18 protein-coding genes are annotated in these 23,512 nt (G+C 36.7%); 14 read left to right on the top strand and 4 right to left on the bottom strand.

Going from position 1 to position 23,512, the window contains the following annotated elements; genetic code table 11:
• Nucleotides 1-6 precede the first annotated feature (6 nt).
• The 11 genes from ccsA (at nt 7) to ACF3OB_RS04095 (ending at nt 15,689) form a co-directional block, all read left to right on the top strand.
• The gene (gene ccsA / locus ACF3OB_RS04145) at nt 7-3,123 is read left to right on the top strand and encodes a cytochrome c biogenesis protein CcsA (protein WP_392448471.1); all 3,117 of its coding nucleotides are present in this window, start codon (nt 7-9) and stop codon (nt 3,121-3,123) included.
• Between the two features lie 108 nt (nt 3,124-3,231).
• The gene (locus ACF3OB_RS04140; RefSeq protein ID WP_095912340.1) at nt 3,232-5,379 is read left to right on the top strand and encodes a S46 family peptidase; all 2,148 of its coding nucleotides are present in this window, start codon (nt 3,232-3,234) and stop codon (nt 5,377-5,379) included.
• Between the two features lie 263 nt (nt 5,380-5,642).
• Nucleotides 5,643-6,992, top strand: coding sequence for a Na(+)-translocating NADH-quinone reductase subunit A (locus ACF3OB_RS04135; RefSeq protein WP_212895630.1), 1,350 nt, complete (start codon nt 5,643-5,645; stop codon nt 6,990-6,992).
• Between the two features lie 28 nt (nt 6,993-7,020).
• Nucleotides 7,021-7,899, top strand: coding sequence for a hypothetical protein (locus ACF3OB_RS04130; RefSeq protein ID WP_041913559.1), 879 nt, complete (start codon nt 7,021-7,023; stop codon nt 7,897-7,899).
• A gap of 60 nt (nt 7,900-7,959) precedes the next feature.
• Entirely contained in the window at nt 7,960-9,186 is a 1,227-nt protein-coding gene (locus tag ACF3OB_RS04125; protein WP_392448469.1) for an NADH:ubiquinone reductase (Na(+)-transporting) subunit B, read from the top strand.
• A 2-nt stretch (nt 9,187-9,188) separates the two neighbouring features.
• The gene (locus tag ACF3OB_RS04120; RefSeq protein WP_095894054.1) at nt 9,189-9,923 is read left to right on the top strand and encodes a Na(+)-translocating NADH-quinone reductase subunit C; all 735 of its coding nucleotides are present in this window, start codon (nt 9,189-9,191) and stop codon (nt 9,921-9,923) included.
• Between the two features lie 4 nt (nt 9,924-9,927).
• Complete coding sequence (locus tag ACF3OB_RS04115) at nt 9,928-10,569, top strand: NADH:ubiquinone reductase (Na(+)-transporting) subunit D (protein ID WP_095896900.1); 642 nt, start codon at nt 9,928-9,930, stop codon at nt 10,567-10,569.
• 26 nt (nt 10,570-10,595) lie between these two features.
• On the top strand, nt 10,596-11,309 hold the full coding sequence (gene nqrE, locus ACF3OB_RS04110; protein ID WP_392448467.1) for an NADH:ubiquinone reductase (Na(+)-transporting) subunit E: 714 nt from the start codon (nt 10,596-10,598) through the stop codon (nt 11,307-11,309).
• Entirely contained in the window at nt 11,309-12,622 is a 1,314-nt protein-coding gene (gene nqrF / locus ACF3OB_RS04105) for an NADH:ubiquinone reductase (Na(+)-transporting) subunit F (protein ID WP_013997001.1), read from the top strand. The genes nqrE and nqrF overlap by 1 nt, the downstream gene beginning before the upstream one ends.
• Nucleotides 12,623-12,758: 136 nt before the next feature.
• Complete coding sequence (locus ACF3OB_RS04100; RefSeq protein WP_095894059.1) at nt 12,759-13,772, top strand: LacI family DNA-binding transcriptional regulator; 1,014 nt, start codon at nt 12,759-12,761, stop codon at nt 13,770-13,772.
• Nucleotides 13,773-13,898: 126 nt separating this feature from the next.
• Nucleotides 13,899-15,689, top strand: a complete 1,791-nt coding sequence (locus tag ACF3OB_RS04095) for a chloride channel protein (RefSeq protein ID WP_042343451.1) — start codon at nt 13,899-13,901, stop codon at nt 15,687-15,689.
• A gap of 17 nt (nt 15,690-15,706) precedes the next feature.
• Here ACF3OB_RS04095 and ACF3OB_RS04090 read toward each other — a convergent pair whose 3' ends face one another.
• From ACF3OB_RS04090 to ACF3OB_RS04075, 4 genes are all read right to left on the bottom strand, one after another.
• Nucleotides 15,707-16,789 (bottom strand): AI-2E family transporter, encoded by a 1,083-nt coding sequence (locus tag ACF3OB_RS04090; protein WP_042007866.1) that lies wholly within the window; start codon nt 16,787-16,789, stop codon nt 15,707-15,709.
• Between the two features lie 28 nt (nt 16,790-16,817).
• Entirely contained in the window at nt 16,818-17,534 is a 717-nt protein-coding gene (locus tag ACF3OB_RS04085) for a 16S rRNA (uracil(1498)-N(3))-methyltransferase (protein WP_392448464.1), read from the bottom strand.
• Between the two features lie 72 nt (nt 17,535-17,606).
• On the bottom strand, nt 17,607-18,974 hold the full coding sequence (locus ACF3OB_RS04080; protein WP_042343446.1) for a peptidylprolyl isomerase: 1,368 nt from the start codon (nt 18,972-18,974) through the stop codon (nt 17,607-17,609).
• On the bottom strand, nt 18,967-19,824 hold the full coding sequence (locus ACF3OB_RS04075) for a peptidyl-prolyl cis-trans isomerase (protein WP_198540561.1): 858 nt from the start codon (nt 19,822-19,824) through the stop codon (nt 18,967-18,969). The genes ACF3OB_RS04080 and ACF3OB_RS04075 overlap by 8 nt, the downstream gene beginning before the upstream one ends.
• Before the next feature lie 447 nt (nt 19,825-20,271).
• On the opposite strand from ACF3OB_RS04075, the gene ACF3OB_RS04070 reads away from it, so the two are divergent.
• The 3 genes from ACF3OB_RS04070 to ACF3OB_RS04060 all read left to right on the top strand — a co-directional run bounded on the left by ACF3OB_RS04070 (nt 20,272) and on the right by ACF3OB_RS04060 (nt 23,145).
• Complete coding sequence (locus ACF3OB_RS04070) at nt 20,272-20,616, top strand: NVEALA domain-containing protein (RefSeq protein ID WP_095894062.1); 345 nt, start codon at nt 20,272-20,274, stop codon at nt 20,614-20,616.
• Between the two features lie 140 nt (nt 20,617-20,756).
• Nucleotides 20,757-21,818, top strand: coding sequence for a 6-bladed beta-propeller (locus ACF3OB_RS04065; protein ID WP_392448462.1), 1,062 nt, complete (start codon nt 20,757-20,759; stop codon nt 21,816-21,818).
• A gap of 343 nt (nt 21,819-22,161) precedes the next feature.
• Nucleotides 22,162-23,145 carry a BF3164 family lipoprotein gene (locus ACF3OB_RS04060; protein WP_095912349.1) on the top strand — a complete coding sequence of 328 codons (984 nt, stop codon included), beginning with the start codon at nt 22,162-22,164 and terminating at the stop codon, nt 23,143-23,145.
• The last annotated feature ends 367 nt before the right edge of the window (nt 23,146-23,512 follow it).

The following is a 23,512-nucleotide window of genomic DNA, read 5'->3' as shown; positions in this document are numbered from 1 at the left end:
TAGCTTATGAAACGCGTGGTTTCCATAAAGATGTCTGTTATATTGCTACTGCTATTAGCGTTGTCGATGGCAGTAGCTACTTTTGTTGAAAATGATTTCGGTACTCTTGTAGCTCGAGCTTTCGTTTATGAGGCATGGTGGTTTGAACTTATAATGATTTGGTTATCCATTAATTTTCTTTTTCATATCAAAAGGTATAGGCTGTTTTCAAAAAGTAAACTTCCTGTAGGATTACTACATTTGGCGTTTATTCTTATCATTATAGGAGCAGGTGTAACCCGTTATTTTAGTAAAGAAGGGATGGTGCATATCCGTGAAAATCAAACTGTAACTTCCTATACTACCAATGAAAAGTATATTCAGTTTCAAACCGAAAATGCCTATTTCTACAAAAAATCACAACCTATTCCATATTTTTTTTCGGAAGAAACCATGCAAATTGCTGACAATGATAACCACTTCGAATGTGTTCTTACGGAGTATTTACCGAAAGCTGTCCAAAAATTTGTTGATGGGGAGGAGTCATTTCTCGAAATTGTCATGTTGGACAAAGATGAAGAAAGTAGCTATCATTTAATGAAATCTGGACAGAGCCAGAAGGTTGACAATTATTCTTTAGCTTTTCAATCTGATGAAGAGCATGTGTTTAAAATACAAAAGAACGAAAATAATTGGCAATTGTGGAGTGCTATTCCACTGCATACAATTCATTTGGAATCCCAGCAGATGTCCAGTTTCTCACCACAACAATGGACTAATGTTATGCCACATACGGTCTATCGTTGGTCGGGAGGTTCTTTCATGATTGAAGCTATCCATGATAATAAAAAGTTGGTTTATGAACCTTTAAGTAAGGATGATAAAGCGGAAAAAGAGGTAAGTGTCGTTAAGTTAGAAGTCAGAAATGAAGGAAAATTAATCACGGAGAGCTATTTTTCAGCTACTAGAAATATTCCCGAATGGCAATGGTTTGATTATCAAGGTGAAAGATACGCTTATACATACGCTTCCAAGCAAATAGATCTTCCTTTTGCTTTGAAACTTAATAAGTTTCATTTGAAACGTTATCCAGGAAGTGAAAGTGCCGAAAGCTATACGAGTTATGTTGAGGTCATTGACGGAGATAAGTCATTTTCGTATAATATTTTTATGAATAATGTTCTTGATTATCAGTCGTATAGATTTTATCAATCGTCCTATGACAAGGATGAAAAAGGTACATTATTGTCACTCAATAAAGACCGTGAAGGAACTATAATCACTTATTTAGGCTACGGGGTGTTATTCTTTGCAATGTTTTGGTTACTATTCGCCTATGGAAGTCGTTTTAGTTTTTTAAATCGTAATTTAAAAAAAATAAAAACATTGGATATAGGTAAGTTGCATTCTGTATTGTTCATGTTTTTTGTGTTGCCTTCGTTTGCTCAGTCCGGAGGTTATTTAGAGGAACATATTATCCCGCAAGAAAAAGCTCAAGAGTATGGACGTTTGATTGTTCAAGATTTTGACGGACGAATGAAGCCGTTAACTACCTTAGCCTATGAAATTACCAGAAAGTTAACAGGAAAAACTAGTGTGAACCTCAATACACATGAGGGTAAAAAAATTGAAATATCGCCAGAACAATTTTTGATAGCCTTACAGAAAAGTCCGGAAACTTTTGCTGAAAAGCCACTTATAAACATAAATACTGATAAAGGAGCGATTGTATTTAATATTCTGAATGTGAATCAAAAAAGAATGCTCCAGTTTACGGATTTCTTAGATGCCAGTGGTGCGTATCTGCTCAAGGATGTGGTAGAAGAAACCAATCGGTTGAAACCTGCCCAGCGTTCTGAAAGTCAGAAGGAATTACTCAAAGTAGACGAACGTTTTAATATTCTCTACAATGTATTTACGGGTAATTTTTTACGACTATATCCTAATACGAAATCTCAAAACAATAAATGGTTAACAGCTGACCAGTTTTCAGAATTTGAAGAGCAAGATGCTGATTTTGTGAAAAACATACATAATTTCTACATTGCAGGATTAGAAAAAGGAATGCAAACCAACGATTTTTCCGAAGCCGATCAGGCTCTTTCTTATTTGGCAACATATCAAAAAGAAGCAGGAAAAAATGTATATCCCACCAAGAACGAAGTAGAAGCTGAGATTTTTTACACTCGTACTCGTATAGGGAATTATCTCTTTGGAATATGTATTTTATTAGGAGGAGTTCTTCTTATTTTTAATATTTTAAGTTTATTTCTGTCGGCTAAATGGTTGCAAAAGACACTGACAGTAGGGTCTATTTTGGCTTGTATTATTTGGGTGGTATTTACTTTTGATTTAGGGTTACGTTGGTATATCGCTAAACATCCGCCGTGGAGCGATGGATTTGAAATGTTGTTATTTGTTTCATGGGGGATTTTGCTTTTTGGATTGCTCTTTGTTCGAAAATCCTCGTTTACCTTGCCTTTAGGTTTGCTTTTTTCGGGGACGTTGCTTTTAGTGAGCTTTTTGGACTGGCTTAATCCTGAAATTACCACATTGAAACCAGTACTCTATTCCTATTGGCTGAAAATTCATGTGACTGTGATTGTTGGAAGCTATGCACCTTTAGGCTTGTCCTTTGTTATTGCTTTATTGTCCATGATTTTGTTAATATTCAAGCCGTTACAACCAAAAAAAACGTGGTGGCGAGGCATGCAGGAAATGATTGTTGTACAAGAAATGGCAGTTACTATTGGTTTATTTTTGCTTACTGCAGGGACGTTTTTGGGAGGAATCTGGGCAAATGAAAGCTGGGGACGTTATTGGGCTTGGGATCCTAAGGAAACTTGGGCATTGATTTCGATTATTGTGTACAGTGTGGTGGTACATTTGCGACTCATTCCAAAATTTAGAAATGCGTTAGTTTATTATCTTGTGACTATGTGGGCATTTTCCACTATCGTAATGACCTCCTTTGGGGTGAATTACTATTTAGTAGGGCTTCATTCTTATGCTACAGGGGATCCTATTCCTATTCCCAAATGGGTTTATTTTGTAGTAGCGTTGTTAGTGGTCATAAGTGTTTTTGCGTGGTATTCCTACAAAAAAATGCCTCAGGAGGAACGCAATAAGTTGTATAGTAATTAGTTTATTTTGTAAAGAATTCTCTCCGATAAAAGTTAAATAATCTTAAAGTATGATTTAATTTGCAGATAATATTTACCTTTAAGCCTTTAATATAAATTTATCAGTAAAATGAAGAAAATAATTGTAGCAATTGTTGCGGCTTTTACATTCGTTCCGAGTGTGATTCGTGCCGATGAAGGGATGTGGTTTTTGATGTTTATTGAACGTTTGAACCAACGTGATATGCAGAAAAAAGGTTTGCAGCTCACGGCAAAAGAGATTTATGACATCAATAACAATAGTTTGAAAGATGCTATTGTGCAGTTTAACGGAGGGTGTACAGCGAGTATTATTTCTCCCAGAGGGTTGGTGTTGACAAATCACCACTGTGGTTATCGTCAAATTGCTGAAGTTTCTACTCCCGAAAACAACTATTTGCGTGATGGTTTTTGGTCAAAGAGTGACCAAGACGACATAAAACCTTCCTCGCTCTACGTACGTTTTTTTGTGCGTATGGATAACGTAACTGAACGTATGTTGGCAGTGGTGAATGATCAAATGTCGGAAAAAGATCGAGAAGCAGCTTTGAATCGCGAAACTGCAAAGATTATTAAAGAAAATAGTGAAAATGGAAAATATGTGGTTTCAGTGCGTCCGTTTTTTCAAGGAAATGAGTACTATTACTTTGTTTACCAAGATTTTAAAGATGTACGTTTGGTAGGTACGCCAGAGGAAAGTATTGGTAAATTTGGGGGTGATACCGATAACTGGGAATGGCCTCGTCAAACAGGAGATTTTTCTTTATTCCGTGTCTATACCGATAAAAATGGAAATGCAGCCGAATACGCAGCTGATAACATTCCAATGAAATCCAAAAGACATTTGGCAGTGAGTATCAAAGGGGTTAAAGAAAATGATTTTGCAATGATTTTAGGTTATCCAGGACGTACTAACCGTTGGGTGCCATCGCATTGGGTAGATCAAAATGTGAAATATGCCTACCCTGCATGGGTTGAATCTTCAAAAGCGGCTATGGACGGTATGAAACCGTTTATGGATGCTGATCCTGCAGTTCGTTTGATGTATGCTTCAAAATATGCTCAAATTGCGAACTACTGGAAAAACAGACAGGGAATGATTGAGGCTTTAACTCTCCACAAGACTGCTGATGTGAAACGTTCTTACGAAGCAAAATTTGCAAAATGGGCAAGAAAAAAAGCTAATAGAGCCACTTACGGAGATGTGCTACAAACCATTGCAACCTATTTTGAGCGTACCAATGAGCGTTCAGCTGATAGAAATTATTTACAAACACTGTTCCGTGCCACTAACTTTAGTGTTCTTCCATTCGAGTTGAACAACCAATTAGGGAAATTAGTTGAAGCTCCACACATGGCGAGAATTACAATGGCTGCATCTATAGATGAAAGGCTTTCAGCTGTTTATGATAATATGCATATTCCTGCGGAAAAAGCTATTTTAGCAAAAACCTTGAAGTTGTACGCGATGAAAGGCAAAAATTTAGCAGATGAAGTTGAAAAAATTAATAGAGAATATCGAGGTGATTTCGACCGCTTTGTTGAAGAAGCTTTTTCAGTGAGTGTGGTAGCAAGTAAAGAACGTGTACAAGAGTTTATGGACAATCCAAATGCAGAAAGACTTAAAAATGATCCGTTGATTTTGTTGTCTAAATCATTAATAGCCAAGTTGCGAGAAAGTTCAGAAGAATTAAACGCGTTGGAAGATGCTTACAGTAAGGCATACAGAAAATATGTAGATGGTTTGCGTAAATCAGGTATCAGTCGTATTCAATATCCAGATGCAAACTCAACGTTGCGACTTACTTACGGAACTGTTAAATCGCTACCTGCCGATCCTCGCAACGCAGATGCTTCGTTGAATAACTACACAACATTTAAGTCAATGGTAGCAAAATATAAACCAAACGATCCAGAATTTGATATGCCAAAACGATTGGTGGAAATGTATGATAAAAATGATTTTGGTCGCTATTTGGATAAAGATGGAACAATGCATGTTAATTTCTTGACTGATAATGATATTACCGGAGGTAACTCAGGTTCACCTGTTATGAACGGGAAAGGGGAGCTTATCGGTCTTGCTTTCGACGGAAATATCGAAGCTATGGCGGGAGATGTAATCTTTGATTCTAAATTGCAACGAACCATTAATGTGGATATTCGTTATGTACTTTGGATAATTGACAAATATGCAGGAGCAAAACATATTGTTGATGAAATGACTATTGTGGAATAGGTAGTAAGAGAGGCTGTTCAATGTATTGAACGGTCTCTTCTTGATATGGAACATAGGGTTCGGCAAATCCCAGATACAAGTTAAATAGTAACATTTTGTTATATTTAACTTTTTAGGATAGCATGACCACATGTGTTTATCCACGAATCAAATATAAGAAGCATAAAACACTGAAAAAACTATCTATTTTACTACATAAATAAATATAAAGTAGTATATTTGTACCCGAATTTTAATAAAACTAACTAACAATTATTACAGATATGTCAAACGACATCCGCATTCGAAAAGGGTTAGACATTCGCTTAGAAGGGGAGGCTGATAAGGCAATAAAGCAACTTCCGCTGGCTAAAACGTATGGTATAAAACCCGATGATTTTCATAGAATCATCCCTAAACTTATTGTAAGAGAGGGTAGTGAAGTGAAAGCAGGCGAGGCTCTTTTTCATTCGAAAAGTGATGAGCGTATTTTGTTCCCTTCGCCAGTCAGTGGTAAGGTGACAGAAATTGTTCGTGGGGAAAGACGTCGGATTTTGGAAATTCGTATCAAGGCCAACGGACAAGAGTTCAAAGATTTTGGAAAAAAGAACGTACAAGAGTTGTCAGCAGAACAAATCAAAGAGCATTTGTTAGCTTCGGGGTGTTGGCCGTTTATCAAACAGCGTCCTTACGACGTCATTGCCAATCCTGATGACAAACCAAAGGCTATCTTTGTTTCAGCTTGTAAAACTAATCCGCTTGCTCCCGACTATGACTACGCCTTGAAAGGAAAAGAGGTTCAGTTGCAAGTAGCTCTTTCTGCATTGGCGAAACTGACCACTGGAAAAGTACACGTTTCGGTGTTTAAAGACAGTTCTTTGTCTCCTTTCCGTAACTTCAAAGACATTGTGCTTCACAACGTATCAGGGCCACATCCAGCTGGAAATGTCAGTACGCAAATTGCTAAAATTGACCCAATTAACAAAGGGGAAGTGGTTTGGGTAGTGACTCCGCAAGATTTGGTAGTTATTGGCGAACTTTTCTTATCGGGGCATTTCAACGTTACACGTACTTTAGCTCTAACGGGGTCTTGTGTTGAAAAACCACAGTACGTTTCCGTAGTGGCAGGAGCTCAGGTAAGTAGCGTAGTGAATGGAAATGTTAAATCAAGTGGGACGCGTGTAATCAGTGGTGACGTATTGACAGGTAAAAAGGTGTCAGAAGACGGATTTTTAGGATATTACGATGACCAAATTACGGCAATTCCAGAAGGTGATGATTATGAGTTCTTTGGTTGGAACAAACCTATTTTTAATAAAGTTTCAACCACGAGGGCAATGACTTTCTCTTGGCTCAATCCGAAGAAAAAATACAACCTAAACACCAACACCAATGGCGAACATCGTGCCTTTGTGATGACGGGTATGTACGAAGAAGTTTTTCCGTTGGACATCTATCCGATGCAACTTTTAAAAGCGTGTTTGTACAAAGATTTAGATGAGTTGGAAAACTTGGGTGCGTATGAAGTTGCTCCTGAAGATTTTGCACTTACTGAATTTGTTTGTGTTTCAAAACAACCCCATCAGAAGATTATCCGTGAAGGTTTGGATTTAATGATGCAGGAGTTGGGATAGGTGTTTGATTTTTAATTTGAAAAACATTATGACAAAGTATTATCAGCCTTCTGGGAAGTATTCTCCCGTTGCGTTTGTTTATTTTTTATTGGTATCGTTGTTCGTACTTCCGTTGTTGGGAGGTATCTACGCTTACGCAACTTGGTATATTCCGTTGGTTTATATTAATGTGTTGATTACCATTATGTTCGGATTTGCTATTGCTGGGGTGATTGCAAATTTAGTTATCAAATTAGGGAAGGTTCGTAACTATGCCTTAGGGGTTATCTTTACTCTATTGGGTGCTTTGGTAGCTTATTATGCTCAATGGATAGTTTGGGCAGATTTGGCATTGAATACGACCGATACTATTGGGAATAATCGTATTGGGGTGGCAATCAGCAACGTCAATTTTGGAGAATTATTTCATTTGTTACTGAATCCTTCTGATTTGTTTTCATTGATAGCCGAAATCAATTCCGTAGGAACTTGGGGAGTGAAAGGTTCGACAGTTAATGGTATTTTTCTTTCGATAGTATGGGTAGCCGAGATTATAGTGATTTTCTACGCAGCTTTCTTGGGAACTAAAAACCAAGCGAAACGACCTTTTAGCGAAGTTGCTGACAAATGGTTTAAGGAAGAAAAACTTCCGTTGTTATCTTACATTGAAGATCAAGAATCGTTTAAAAGTGATTTAGAATCAGGTGATTATGAGCGAATCTCCGAATTAACCTTGTCTGATAAAAAGCAAAGTCATAGTTTTTTTGTTTTATATGCCTTGGAAGGTGTTTATTACGTGTCGGTAATTAATAATAAGGCACAACAAGACGATAAAGGCAAAATCAAATTTGAAACCAAAAACCTTATTCAGTATATGCGTATCGACAAAACAGCGTACGATGCACTGAAATTAAGAGTTAGAGCGTAAATTTTTTTTGATTTACCTCTTGCAGAAAATAATAAAATATAACAATCATTCTTTTTAAAAATGAGCTTAAAAAGTAAATTACATACGTTAAAAGAAAAGTATAAAGGAACGAAGCTGGAAACGACGTTCAATGCTTTGCATACGTTCCTTTATTTGCCTAATGAAACGACCCACGGCGGTACGCACATTAAGGCAGCTGACGACCTCAAACGTACGATGAATACCGTGATTATGGCACTGGTTCCGTGTCTTATTTTCGGGATTTTTAACGTGGGGTATCAGCATTATGTAGCCACGGGCGAGTTTTCGCACGCCGTAGGGCTACCTTTTTTTAGTCCCGAATTTTGGTCGTGGCAAAACTTCTCTTTCGGAGCTATAAAAGTGCTTCCGTTGGTAGCGGTTTCCTACGCCGTTGGTTTGGGAATTGAATTTGTGTTCGCCACCCTTCGCGGACACGAAGTAGAGGAAGGATACTTGGTAACGGGAATGCTCGTGCCGCTTATCGTTCCGGTAGATTTACCACTTTGGATGCTTGCCGTTGCGGTGGCTTTCGGGGTAATTATCGGGAAAGAAGTTTTCGGAGGAACGGGAATGAATATCCTAAATCCGGCACTTACTATCCGTGCGTTTTTGTTCTTCGCTTATCCGACTTCGATGAGTGGCGACAAAATTTGGGTAGAAGGGGCTACTAAACGCGCTCAGGAAATCGCTTCCGGAGCAAATTTAGACGCTATTTCCGGAGAAACTATTCTTGGGCATTTGGCTCAACAACATAACATTGCAGATAAATTCTCTGTATCGGATATGTTCTTCGGATTTACGCCGGGCTCTATCGGTGAGACATCAACTTTATTGATTATTTTGGCAGGATTGTTCTTAATCTTCACTAAAATAGGAAGTTGGAGAATAATGTTAAGTATGGTTCTTGGAGGTTTGGCAATGGGATACATTTTCAATGCTTTTGCACCTGCAATGGAAGGAACTAAATTCTTCACTTTGTGGAGCTTACCGGCTTGGCAACATTTACTTGTTGGAGGTTTTGCTTTCGGTACGGTGTTTATGGCAACCGACCCTGTTACGGCATCGCAAACTAATACGGGGAAATACATTTACGGATTTTTGGCAGGTTTCATCTCGATAATGATTCGTTGCTTCAATCCTGCTTACCCTGAGGGAGTGATGTTGGCAATCCTGCTAATGAACGTATTTGCTCCAACCATTGACCATTACGTGGTTCAGGCAAATGTGGCAAGAAGAAAAAAACGTCTAAAAGCTAAAACTGCATAGATATGTCAAACAGAACTGAAAGTAATTCATATACAGTGATTTTTGCCATCATAATGGTAATTATCGTAGGAGCGTTGCTTGCGGGGGTTTCTTCGGCGTTGAGCGATAGAATCAGCGAGAATAAGAAGTTCGAAAAGCAACAAAACGTACTTTACGCAATGGGCGTAAACCGCAATCAGAATACCAATTTGGGCGAAGGTGATGTAACTTTTGTTCCGACCAACGAGGTTACTGCCGAGTTTAAAAAGTACATCAAAGGGCAATACTTTATAAAAGGAAATCAAGCCGTTGAGGCCGATTTGATTGAAGACCCGAAATGGACTGCCGAAAAAGGCTTACCGCTTTTTGTAGGTGAGAAAGAAGGCAAAACGTTTTACATCATTCCCGTTTTTGGAAAAGGACTTTGGGACGCTATCTGGGGCTATGTGGCTGTGGATAAGAATCTTATCGTACAAGGTGTTTTCTTCGACCACAAAGGAGAAACTGCCGGGTTGGGGTCAAACATCAAAGAGCGTTTCTTTATGGACGACTTCATCGGAGAGCATTTGTTGGACGCTTCGGGCAACTTCCAAAGCGTAGAGGGTTCAAAATCAAATGGCGACCCTGAGAACAAACGCAAAGAAGACGGCAAGGTAGATGCCATTGCAGGGGCAACGCTTACCGTAAACGGAGTAAACGAGATGGTAAAAACGGGCGTTGGTGCGTACGTTGATTATATTAAAAACTTAAAAAACTAATATTATGGGACTATCAAAAAAAGACGTAAAATTGGTTACAGACCCGCTATGGGATAACAACCCGATTACCGTGCAAGTGTTGGGAATTTGTTCCGCATTGGCAATCACGGCACAGCTTAAAGCGGCTATCGTTATGGGATTGTCCGTAATATTTGTACTCAGTGTGGGGAACGTGGTAATTTCTTTAATCAGAAACGTTATTCCTGGTAAAATTCGTATTATCGTGCAATTGTTGGTGGTTGCGGCGTTGGTAATCATTGTTGACCAAGTGCTGAAAGCCTTTTCGTATGAGTTAAGTAAGCAACTTTCTGTATTCGTGGGGCTTATCATCACGAACTGTATCATTATGGGACGTTTTGAGGCTTTCGCTTTGGGGAACACGCCTTGGAAATCATTCTTGGACGGTATCGGAAACGCAGGAGGTTACGCCATTGCCCTTGTGATTGTGGCTTTCTTCCGTGAACTTTTAGGTTCGGGAACGCTTTTCGGAATCCAAGTGTTGGGCGACCCTATCAAAAAGACAGGTTTGTACGCATTAGGATACGAAAATAACGGATTTATGCTACTTGCTCCAATGGCACTTATCACTTACGGAATCGTGATTTGGATTCAGCGTACACGTAACAAATCCTTAATTGAGGAATAATTGGTTAACTTTATAAAGATTATAAAATGGAATATATTGAACTGATTTTTAAATCGATATTCGTAGATAATATGGTGTTCGCAACCTTCTTGGGTATGTGTTCGTACCTTGCGGTATCCAAAAAAGTATCTACGGCAGTTGGTTTAGGAGCGGCGGTTATTTTTGTATTGGCTGTAACTGTTCCGATGAACTGGCTACTGAACGAATATTTGCTCAAAGAAGGAGCTTTGGCTTGGTTGGGCGAAGAGTATGCAAGCTATGATTTGAGCTTTTTGACCTACATTTTGTTCATCGCAACGGTGGCTACAATGGTTCAGTTAGTAGAAATCATTGTTGAAAAATTTGCTCCTGCATTGTACAACTCTTTGGGGATTTTCTTACCGCTTATTGCTGTAAACTGTGCGATTTTGGGAGGTTCGCTTTTTATGCAATCTCGTGAAATTCCGTCTATCGGTTTGGCGGCTACTTACGGTTTGGCTTCGGGAATTGGTTGGTTTTTGGCGATTGTTGCCATTGCTGCCATTCGTGAGAAAATCCGTTACTCGAACGTACCGCCTGCTCTTCGCGGATTGGGAATTACATTCATCATCACGGGGCTTATGGCTATCGGCTTTATGAGTTTCGGAGGTATGCTTACCGGTGGCACTAAAAAAGCCGAAGAAGAGAAAACCCAAACGATGATGGAGCAAAAAGTTGATAAAACTGAAAAATTAGCCAATAACACAAAAGAAATTAAGTAATGGTATTGTCAAGTAGTATATTTGTAACGGTAGCAGTAACAGTAATCGCCTTGCTGGTGATAACCTTGCTGTTGGTGGCACTTTTGCTGGTTGTAAAGCAGAAGTTAGCTCCGTCAGGACCTGTAAAAATCAAGATTAACGGCGAGAAAGTGATTGAAGTGCCTTCGGGAGGGTCGTTACTTTCTACATTAGGAAATCAGAAAATATTTTTGCCTTCGGCTTGTGGGGGCGGAGGGTCTTGTATCCAATGCGAATGCCACGTGCTTTCGGGTGGAGGTGAGGCTCTTCCAACAGAAACGCCTCACTTTACCAAAAAAGAACTAAAAGAAGGAGCTCGTTTGGCTTGTCAGGTGAAGGTAAAACAAGATATGGAAATTTCAATTCCTGAGGAAATCTTTGGTATCAAAAAATGGGAAGCTGTCGTGGTTCGTAACTACAACGTAGCTTCGTTCATCAAAGAATTTGTGGTTGAAATTCCTGAGGATATGGACTACAAACCGGGGGGATACATTCAGATTGAAATTCCACCTTGTGAGATTAAATATTCTGATATTGACATCACGGCTCACCCTGCAGAACACCCAGGAGAACCTGAAAAATTCAAAATGGAATGGGACAAATTCAACCTTTGGCCTTTGGTTATGAAAAATGGCGAAACCGTAGAACGTGCTTACTCAATGGCTTCGTATCCTGCTGAAGGACGTGAAATTATGTTGAACGTTCGTATTGCGACTCCACCTTGGGACAGAGCTAAAAACGGCTGGATGAACGTAAACCCCGGGGTGGCTTCATCATACATTTTCTCTCGTAAGAAAGGTGATAAAGTGGTTATTTCTGGTCCTTACGGGGAATTCTTCATCAACGAATCGAATGCCGAAATGTTGTACGTAGGAGGTGGTGCAGGTATGGCACCGATGCGTTCGCACCTATATCACTTGTTCAAAACGTTGAAAACAGGACGTAAAGTAACGTATTGGTACGGAGGACGTTCTAAACGAGAGTTGTTCTACTTGGAGCATTTCTGGGAATTGGAGCGTGAGTTCCCGAATTTTAAGTTCTTCATCGTGTTGTCTGAGCCACTTCCAGAGGATAATTGGAAAGTTAAGAAAGACATTAACGATACTGAAGGAGACGGATTTACAGGATTTGTTCACAATGCGGTTATCGACCAATATTTGAGCAAGCACGATGCACCAGAAGACATCGAATTGTATTTCTGTGGACCTCCAATGATGAACAAAGCGGTACAAAAAATGGGACAAGACTTCGGTCTGCCTGATGAAAATATCCGCTTCGACGACTTCGGTGGATAGGTCTTTCACGATTTGATTTTTTTCAAAATAATAAATCCTCGCTGTCATTGGACGGCGAGGATTTTAAATTTTATAAAAGTTTTGGTTTTTGAGAAAATATGCCTATTTTTACTCGGAAAATTGGATAGAAAGAATAATGAAAAAGAAAATAAGTATAAAGGATATCGCCAGAGAATTGAATGTTAGTATTTCAACAGTTTCTAAGGCTCTTAACAACAGTGGAGAGATTAGTAAAGAGATTACTGAAAGAATCAAGGCTTTTGCAAAGTTACATAACTACCGACCTAATTCGATAGCTTTGAGTTTAAAAAATAAAAAATCTAAAACGGTAGGTGTAATCATTCCTGAGATTGCACATGATTTTTTTTCAACTGTTGTGAGTGGTATAGCTAGTGTAGCTGAAGAGAAAGGTTACAATATTGTAACATGTTTTTCAAATGAATTGTTTGAGCAAGAGGTTAAAAATATCGAAACATTAATGCAAACGGGTATTGATGGATTTATAGTGGCTCTTTCCAAAGGCAGTGAAGCTAAAAAGGATTATCATCATTTGCGTGAAATTTTAAATCAAGAACTTTCCTTGGTGCTTATTGATCGAGTGGCTCAAGATATTTATTGCGACAAGGTAATTGTAGATGATGCAATGGCCTCATACAGGGCTGTGAATCATTTAATTCAGGCGGGATACCATCGTATAGGGCTACTGACTGTTCCTAATTACATCAGCGTAGCAAATTTACGTACACAAGGATATAAAAACGCGCTCTCAGATGCTCAAATTCCGATAGATGAAAGTTTAATCTTAGCGGTTGAAGATGTACATTCCGATACAATCATTTCTGAATTTTTTGACAAATGTAAATTTGATGCATTGTTGTGTAATAATGAGTTTTTGGCAGTTAGGGCAGTACGTGAAGCTCACGATCGAAATATTAAAATTCCGCAAGAATTAGGAATTATTACTTTTGCCGATGGTTCTTTGGCGAAGTATTCGTATCCGAAACTTACTGCTATTGATCAACATGGAGCCGAAATTGGTAAAAAAGCAATGGAATTACTCGTTGAAAGTATCGAAAATACTAATCAAGACCGTAATTTTAGAACAGAAATTATAAAAACATCACTACAAATAAGAGAGTCAACCAGGTAATGAATATATAATAAATTATACAATCAGAAAAATACTTTACCTTATCGAAAAAATGAGCTTTATGTTATTGATGATGAGTATTTTGTGTTTTTTGATTTAAGCAACCGAAACTTAATTAACTGACCAATGGGATTAAAAAAGAGAAGTTTATTTGTTAGATTTTTATTTTGGAAGGCAAAAAATCTTACCAATCGTCAATTTATTCTCATTTTGTGTGCTGTTATTGGTGTTGTTTCGGGGGTTTTTGCTGTATTCATAAAAAAAGTAACTCTTTTAATTCAATTTGTGTTGCAAAATGGATTGGTAGCTTCTTATCACCGAGCTTTTTATTTCGTTTTTCCCACCATAGGTTTTTTAATCGTGTATTTTATACTGAGGTACGTCATTAGAAAACGTTTAGAGCCAGGCATTCCTTATACCCTTTACGCCATGTCTAAACTCAAAGGCATTATTCCTACCTATCATACATATGGAAGTCTCGTTACAGCCCCTTTTACAGTGGGTTTCGGAGGTTCGGTGGGATTGGAAGGCCCTATGGTCATTTCAGGAGCTGGATTTAGTTCCTATTTGAGCAGATTGTTTCACGTAAACCAATCTGATAGAACTTTGCTTATAGCCTGTGCCTGTTCAGCTACCATGGCTGCAATGTTCAAGGCTCCAGTGGCAGCTATCGTATTTGCTATTGAAGTATTTAGTTTAGAATTGACTTTGATGTCACTCTTGCCTCTGATGGCATCTTCATTGTTAGCGGTGCTTACATCTTATTTTTTTCTTGGAAATGAAATTCTGATGCCTATTAATTTAGATGGAGAATTTACTCTGGCAGATGTCCCTTATTACATTGTTTTGGGGATTTTGACTGGAGCAGTGTCTATTTATTTCTGTACAATTTTTCAACGAATAACCGCTTATTTTGAAGAAATTGATAGTCTAATCAAACGTTTGTTTTTTGGTGGGTTGATGATAGGATTGGTAGTTTTTTTCATTCCGCCCCTTTACGGAGAAGGGTTTGAGGTTATGAATAAACTCATTAGTGGCAACCCGAAAGAGGTGTTGCAAAATGCATTTAATTGGGAGGTAGATAATCCTTGGTCTATTATTGCTTTAATGTTAGGGCTTGTTCTCTTCAAAGTGGTTGCTATGGCAACTACCGTTGGAGCAGGAGGGGTGGGAGGAGTGTTCGCTCCAGCTCTTTTCACAGGAGGAATATTGGGTAATTTAGTAGCACGAACCATTAATCAATTACCGTTTTTAGGGCATTCCGTTCCGTTAGCCAGTTTTACGCTCGTAGCGATGGCAGGTTTGGTGGCAGGGGTGTTACACGCACCGCTTACAGCCATTTTTCTCATTGCAGAACTTACAGGAGGACATACGCTTTTTGTACCATTGATGATTGTAGCTTCCGTATCCTTTGCCTTGTCGAAATACTATTTAAAGCATTCACTTTATACAAAACGTTTGGCACAAGAAGGAAACCTAATCACCCATGATAAGGATCATAAGGTACTCACTCTGATGGATATTGATGCAGTGATTGAGAAAAACTTTATTCCCGTAACCGCACAGATGAACTTGGGAGAATTGATTGAAAAGGCTATTACAAAATCTAATCGGAATATATTTCCTGTGGTAAATGCTCAAAATCAGAGTTTTGAAGGTATTATCCTTTTAGACGATATACGTCAGATGATGTTTAACCAAGCGTTATATGATCAAATAAAAGTGGGTGATCTCATGCATCAACCTCCGGCAATCATCTGTTTAGGAGTAGATAAAATGCCTGACATCATGCAGAAATTCCAAGACACAGGAGCGTGGAATTTACCCGTGGTGAAAGAAGGTGCCTATATTGGTTTTGTATCCAAATCAAAACTATTGACGATATATCGCCGAAAATTGATTTATTTCTCCAATTAAAACGTGTGTATCTTTCTTTAAAAATTTTTCGTAAGAATTTTGACTATTTTGTTGTTAGGTAAGAATTCTTTCAGGATAACTTTCAATACAGTGTAGGCAGGAATGGCAATTACCATGCCTATAACCCCGAAAAGTGTACCGCATATCAAAATTATTAAGAAAATTTCTAATGGACTTGATTTTACAGAGTTAGAAAAAATAAGCGGTTGTGAGAACACATTATCGATGAACTGTCCAATGAGGAAACCTATCAGAACATAAATCGTAGTTGGCAAGGTAACCGACATAAAATCATTGTCGATATTGCTACTCATCGTCAGTAAAGCCATTAGTACAAAGGCTATAATAGGCCCGATGTAGGGTATCAAATTTAATAAAGCACATAAAAACGCGATGATGAAAGGGTTTTGTACTCCGAAAATAAGTAATACGATGGTGTAAATAACAAACAAAATAGTCAGTTGTAGAATCAGCCCTGCAAAGTAGCGTGAAAGTAAGCTGTTGATTTTTACAATTGATGTGCGTGTTCTTTTTACTTGCGAATTCGGTAATAACGACAGCGTTGACTTCATTAGTGAAGTGTTGTCTTTCATGAAGAAAAACGTAATAAAAAGTACAGAAAATAGTCCTGCGCCAAAACTTCCTATGAATGAGATAAACGAGTTTATAAGGTTTGGAATGTCAATGAAATTTAAAGCATCTGATACGCTGAGTAGAGTTTCTTCTTCGTCCTTGCTCACTCCTGTCAATTTAAAAAAATGCAGTAAAAGATTATCCAAATTTGTACGGAGTAGGTCAATGTTAAGTCCCGAAAGATTTTTACCTTGTGAAATTAGCAAAGGAATGAACAAACTGAAAACCCCCAAACTTAAGATGATGAATATGGTCATCGTTAGGATTACACAAACGCTTTTGCTTCTGATTTTTAGTCGTCTGTGAAAAAAGAAAACGAATGGTTTTCCTAAAAGTGTGATTATCAATGCTAAGACTATGTAAATCAGAATTGATTTCAAAAGGGAAAGAGCATAAAGAGATAAAACTACTAAGACCATTATTCCCACAGCTCTTAATATTCCGTTAGCAATCATTTTTGAGTTCATATTATTTTTTATTTAGTGATTTTCTATTTTAAAGTGTTGCCATTGTAGCAACGACATTACACGCTACAATAGCTGCTGTTTCAGTTCGTAATCGGTTTTCACCCAATGAAATAGCCTGAAAACCAGTGCTGAATGCTGTTTTAATTTCTTCGTTAGAAAAATCGCCTTCAGGGCCTATCAGCACGATTAATTTTTGCGGAAAAGGATGGAGTATTTTCGAGAATAATACTTTTTTCTCTTCTTGACAATGGGCAATATATTTAGAACTTTTCTCATCTTTGTATCTATGAAAAAAATCCAATGCATTGATTGGTTCATTGAGCTTCGGTAGGTGAAATTGCAATGATTGTTTCATTGCCGAGAGAATGATCTTTTCAAGGCGTTCTGTTTTTACAACAGTTCGTTCGGAATGCTGACAGATGACGGGTGTAATTTCATCTACGCCAATTTCTACGGCCTTTTCTAAAAACCATTCATAGCGTTCATTCATTTTTGTGGGGGCAACCACTAAATGAAGATTGTAGAAATGTTTTTCTTTATATTTGACATTCAAAATGTTACCCTCACAACGTTTGGTAGTCGCAAGGGTTATTTTTCCTTTAAATAAATATCCTTTTCCATTGGTAATGTACAGTTGATCGCCTTCTTTTTTACGTAATACTTTGACAATATGCTGACTTTCTTCTTTGTCAAAATAGAAGTTATGGTCATCTTCGTCAATGTTGGCATTATAAAAAAGTTGCATTTTTAGTATTTTGTAGGTTTTGCTGTACGATTTTAGTATCACGGAACAAGGTTACATATCAGAAATTTTGTTTTATTTCTTCAACCAATTGTTCGAAAAATTACAATCCTTATATGTTCCCTTTACAACGATATGTGTTTTTTCAACTTTTTCATTTATCCATTTTGCGATGGTTTTCAACTGTTTTTCTTTCAGTGTGAGGTCTTGAATTTTTACATAATCTTTCACAAAATCAGCCTTATGCTCCTCATGGCGATTGGTTACTTGGTATATTTTGTAGCGTTTTTTACCATTGGCATCTTCGTCCAAATAAGCGATGGAGACCTCGTTGTCGCCTAATTTAGAAACTCGATTGTAAAGTACTGGTTCCATACGGGTTAGCTCAAAACGAGAAGAAAGGTCATCAGGATTGACTAATTGTCCACCATTGCCTTTGGTCTCTTTTTCATCGGAAAAGTTACGTGCAGCATCGGAAAACGTAAATTCTTTATTGTCAATACGTTCTTTAATTTTTTCGATTTTTTCTTTCGCTTCTACCAAGGCAGTTCTTGGGACATCAGGAACTAACAGAATGTGGCGAACGCTCACTTCTTTCCCTCTAATCCGAACCATTTCAATGATGTGCCATCCAAAGCTTGATTCAAAAGGTTTAGAAATTTCTCCTTCTTGCAGTGTAAATGCTACATCTTTAAAAGTTTTATCATAAGGTGAATTTCGGTTGAAAGTCAGCATTTCTCCTCCTGTTCCACGGTCTTGAGAGTAGAGAATGGCTTTCATAGAAAAACTACTTCCTGTTTGCTCCACATCCGCTTTGATTTCGTTCAATCGGTCAATCACTTTTTGCACTTCGGATTTGGGTGCCACTGGGTCGATGACTATCTGAGCGATTTCCAATTCGGTTCCGAAAATAGGACGTTCTTCTTCGGGAATGGCGTTAAAAAACAAACGCACTTCTTCTGGCGTAACCTCTACATTTTTGACGACTTCACCTTTCATGCGTTGGCTCAACATATTCAATTTAAAAAGATTGAACAACTCCTCACGCATATCCTGTTCATTGTCCTTATTGTAAAATTCCAATAGTTTTTTCATACTTCCGATACGTTCTACCAAAAAGGCAACACGTTTGTTTACAGATTCACGAACCTCGGAATCTGTCATAGGAATACTATCTTGTACAGCTTGGTGAGCGAACAAACGATCCTCCATTAATTTGCCAAGCAATTCGCAACGCGTGATGTTTTTGATGTCCACCTCCTGCTGTTGTAGTTCAGCAAAAGCTTTGTCTATGTCCGATTCTAAAATCAAATAATCACCCACAACAGCTGCAACGCCTTCTACCTTGATTCGCTTTTGAGAAGATGTAATTTCTTCATTTTGAGCAAAAAGTCCACATGCAAAAAATAGCATTCCGATAGCGGTTATGATTTTTCTATTCATAAATAATTTCAAATTGTTTTTTCTTAATTCCTCTATTTATTATGTCTGCTTCAAGTTCTTTTACGAACTCTAATTTTCTCTGATTCAATATGATTTGGCGTAATGTTGGTTTTACATATTCCATTGGAGCCTGTTCGTTTTTTCGTAGCACATTGCGTACCTGTACCAGATATACTCCCGTAGAATCTTTATGGTTGGTGAAGAAAATTCTATTTTCTTTTAATTTTTCCTCTAAAAAAGGAAGTTTTTTTACTACACTTTCCGTTTTTACCCAGATCGAATCCCCTAAATATATTGAATTGAATTGTAAACCTATAGAATCCAGTTCGTGACGGTCTTCGGCGTTAAAACGCTTTAATTTTTCTTCTAAAGCAGATATTCTTTTTTGTTTTTCGGCCGATGATAAATGTATATAACGCAACTTGATCAGAGATTCATTGAGTAAAAAAGTTTCCTTGTTAGCCTCGTAGAAAAATTGTAAATCTTCCTCCTTGATTAAAGTGTCGATGCTGCTGTTAATCAATCCTTGTTTGTATGAATTCAGATATAGATCCGCTCTATAATCATTTACCAAACGTTCAAAATCTGCTTTTTCATCATCAGAAATATTACGTTCAGCATTGGAAAGCATCAATTCCTTTATTGCCCAACTATTGATGTATTTTTGGACGATGTTTATACTGTCTTCCTTAGTATAATCTATTGGCATGATGGATTTTATCTCATCTTTATAGAGATATACATCTCCTACACGAGCAATAGCGTGTTTGGGTTTTTCCTTTACGAAATAATCGCAGGAAACAACTATAAAAATACCCAAAAACAGCCATATGTATTTTTTTATCTTCATAAATATATCCCTAAAAAATAGGAAGCACCGTAAAAGGGTTGCAATTTAATGTTTTTTTTTGATTTAATAATTATTCTGAAATATAAAAGTATATTAAAATACTTAATTTGTTTATTTTCAGTCATTTTTGTTTTGAATATGATGATTTAATACCAATATAAACTATGGATTTCGTGTAATTATTGATGCTTTTTAGAGATGTGGATAATGGAAAGCGTAGAATTTTTGAAAAAAAACTATATACTTATGTCTTAGATTTAACCTAAAAAGTAAATTCACTCTCATCTGAAAATTAGAAACCTTCGGACGGGAGTGAATTTATGGGAGTAGACCATTTGGAAAACTCTGGAGATTCGCGTTATTGGGGGGTAGTACCCGAATAGTATATAGCGTGAAAAGCGTGGTTCATTTGGGTATCTAATTACTCTTGCACGGGCAAAACTAAAGATGGAGCGTATTCTTAAAAAAATAACAAAACAAATTTACATTTTTTTTGTTTTATTTCGTTTTGTTGTTTACTTTTGCTTAAACAAATTCTTAAAAGGCGTAATTGCCACAGCAGTTGTAGCTTTGGTTGCGGGCTACGGAATAAGCAGAGGTGTGAATAATAGTAACGCAGCACTTAGTGATTTGACATTAGCTAATTTGGAAGCGTTGGCTGATGAAGAGGGTTGTGGAGGATTAGCAAAACTTAGTGATCCTATTTGGCATGTAACTGTAGAAATAGGGAATGTTGCTTTTCCAAAAATGACTTGTACGACAGGAGGATGCTATAAATGTAGTAGTAAATAAATTTAATAAAGCACAATAGCGTGTAAATCAACAATATATTGTGCGTTTTAATCTGATTCACATATAGATTTCGATTGCAAAAGATAAACATAAAATAGTTACGAACAGCTAAGTGAAATTAATTACATAAAAAAAACTTTATGAGACACATAATTCCATTATTTCTCCTACTTCTTCTATCTTGCCAAGAAAAAAATAAGAAAATCACGGTTATTACACAAGAAAAAAAGGATACGAGAGAACATGTATGCAACCTACAAGAAAATATTAATTTGGTAGGTAACATTAAGGATTTTAGCTTTTATGACAACTCTTCTTTTTTTGTACTTGCCGATAATAATATCATAGAGTACACCGTGATGGGGGAACAGCTAAATGTTTTCAATAGAATGGGACAAGGACCTGGAGAATATGTAACCCCTACATTAATAAATATTTACAATGAGTCTATTTATATTTGGTGCTCAAGTACTCTTAAACTAATTGAATATGACAGAAAAGGAAGGTTTGTTAGAGAAAATTTTAATTATAGAAAAGCTATAAAAAACTTTAAACTTTTAGATGAAAATAGTGTGTGTTTTTATAAAAGTGATGGACAGAAAGATGCAATAATTGAAATTTATTCACTAAAAGAAGATAAAATTATAAAATCTATTCAAGGAGAGCTAACTGATGAGGATTTACTCCTTTTATCAGTAGCTTCTAAACCTAACATGATTGTAGAGAGGGGAAATCTTTATTTTACAAAACCAAGTGAATTATCTCTTTATCATGTAGATTTAAAAACATTTTCTCTAAGTAAAGATGCTTTTTTTGAAGATGATGAATTTATTGTAAAAAAAGTTCAAGATGCACATTCCATGTTTAACTCAGACCCACAAGGTGTTTTAACCTACATGGCTGAGAATAGTATTGTAGACAATCTCTTAAAAGTGGGTGATAACTTTTATATCAAATCTGAAATAGGTAAATATGTTATCGATTTTCAAAAAAGGAAAATGGAAGCCGATCAACGATTTGATAAATACTATTTGTGTGATTTTAGACGTCCAAATGTTGAAAACATAAAGGCTATTAAAGAAAGTAAAAATAGAGGTACGCATAGGTATGCTCTGTTTGGAAGTGATACATATCTTTTAGAAGTAGATAATTCAAACGAAGATGAACAAGCACGAATGAAAGTTTATAAATTAAATTTTTAAGCGTAATTGCCACAGCAGTTGTAGCTTTGGTTGTGTGCTACGGAATAGGCAGAAGTGTGAATAATAGTAACGCAGCGCTTAGTGATTTGACATTGGCTAACTTAGAGGTTTGATCAAAAGTCATTTTAATAATATTAAAGTAAAGTAAGGTACATCAAAGGTGAATCGACTTGTTTTATCTTTGGTAATAGAGTTGATTCACTCTTTTTTAGATATGTACAATTCTAATGGATTTCACTTAAAATAATAATTATTGAGTTTGACAGAATCAATAAAATAAAATATCGAAATAATTTGTACAAAATATAGGTTAAACGGGGAGTATCCCATAAATATACTAAATATGAAATTTTATACTATTCTCTTTGTAACACTTGCTCTTTTTTCTTGCTCAAGTAATCAAAAAAACGAAATTGAACCAAAATCTCCGTCTCCTCTTATTATGGAATCTGTCGAAACGCCCAAAGAGTTGTTTCGACCTTCCAAAGTAATTGCCAATGAGAAGTATGTGATTGTTTTCAATAATGTTCATGAGCAAATGTTTAATGTTTTCTCACCTGAATTAAAATATCTTTATTCTTTTGGAAATATAGGACAAGGACCTAACGATTTGAACATGGTCATTCAAGAATCTTTTGAACTTGAAGGTAATGAGCTTTCTATGTTGGACATGAGAAGTTTTGTAACCTATCAGTTGGGTGATACTACCGCAGTCGGAAAGGATAAGCAACACATAATTTCCGAAGAATCTGTTTTCAATAAAGCCAAGAAACTTTCCAATGATAGTTTCATTTTCTTACCCTATTCATACAAAGAAAATCAATCAGATATTCATAAATATGACTTTAAAGATCGAAAAATAACCGATTTTGGCGAAAAAATAAGTCCTAAACCAGAGGAAATTCAGGAGCCGTATTTGCTATCCTCCATTTTGAGTGTGAATAAAAATAACCAGCGTGTAGCACAATTTTATCAACATAAACCAGAGTTTAAAATCTACGATTTTCAAGGGAAAGTACTTCATAAAGGGGCTGTTAGTATAGAACAAACTGACGATAAACGGCTTTATTTTGCAGAAGTATATAGCACAGAATCATTTATTTACGTGCTTTGGGTGAATAGCACTAAGGAAAATGTGATGAAGCACATGGATAAGTTTCGCCCCGAGCTAATGGTGTTTGATTGGGAAGGGAATTTATTGGAACAATTTAAGTTCAATATACCCGTTATTTCATTTGCTGTAACCCCCGATGAAAAAATGATGGTTGCAACATCGCTAAAAGAAACAGATGTAAATACCTTATACAAAGTGAAATTACCTCGTTAGTATCTGAGAAATCAAAAAATATTTGATTTTCAATAGTTTTTACTCATTTAAGACCACAATATTAGATGCTCACAGAGATATGATAATTTTGTGTGACCAATTTAAAGTGAATGTTTCCATCCTTGTTCGAAAGGATGAGGAAAATGGAAGAAAAAAGGCATAGGAGTAATAGTGAATTATTTAAAAAATAGAAACAAATAGTCACAATGACATGAAGAACTGTGTGTTATAAATTGTTAAAATATGGTATTGCGATATGACTTTTGGAAATATAACTGACTTATTTTCAGTTTTTTATGATAAGTCTACTCCAACATATAAGAAAATTTGGCTGTGCTGTAAAAAGTATGATGATATAAGAAAATAG

Source organism: Capnocytophaga canis (genome assembly GCF_043187445.1).
Taxonomy (GTDB): domain Bacteria; phylum Bacteroidota; class Bacteroidia; order Flavobacteriales; family Flavobacteriaceae; genus Capnocytophaga; species Capnocytophaga canis.
The sequence above is the reverse complement of the archived record's forward strand: the minus strand, read 5'-3'. Positions and strand labels throughout refer to the sequence as shown.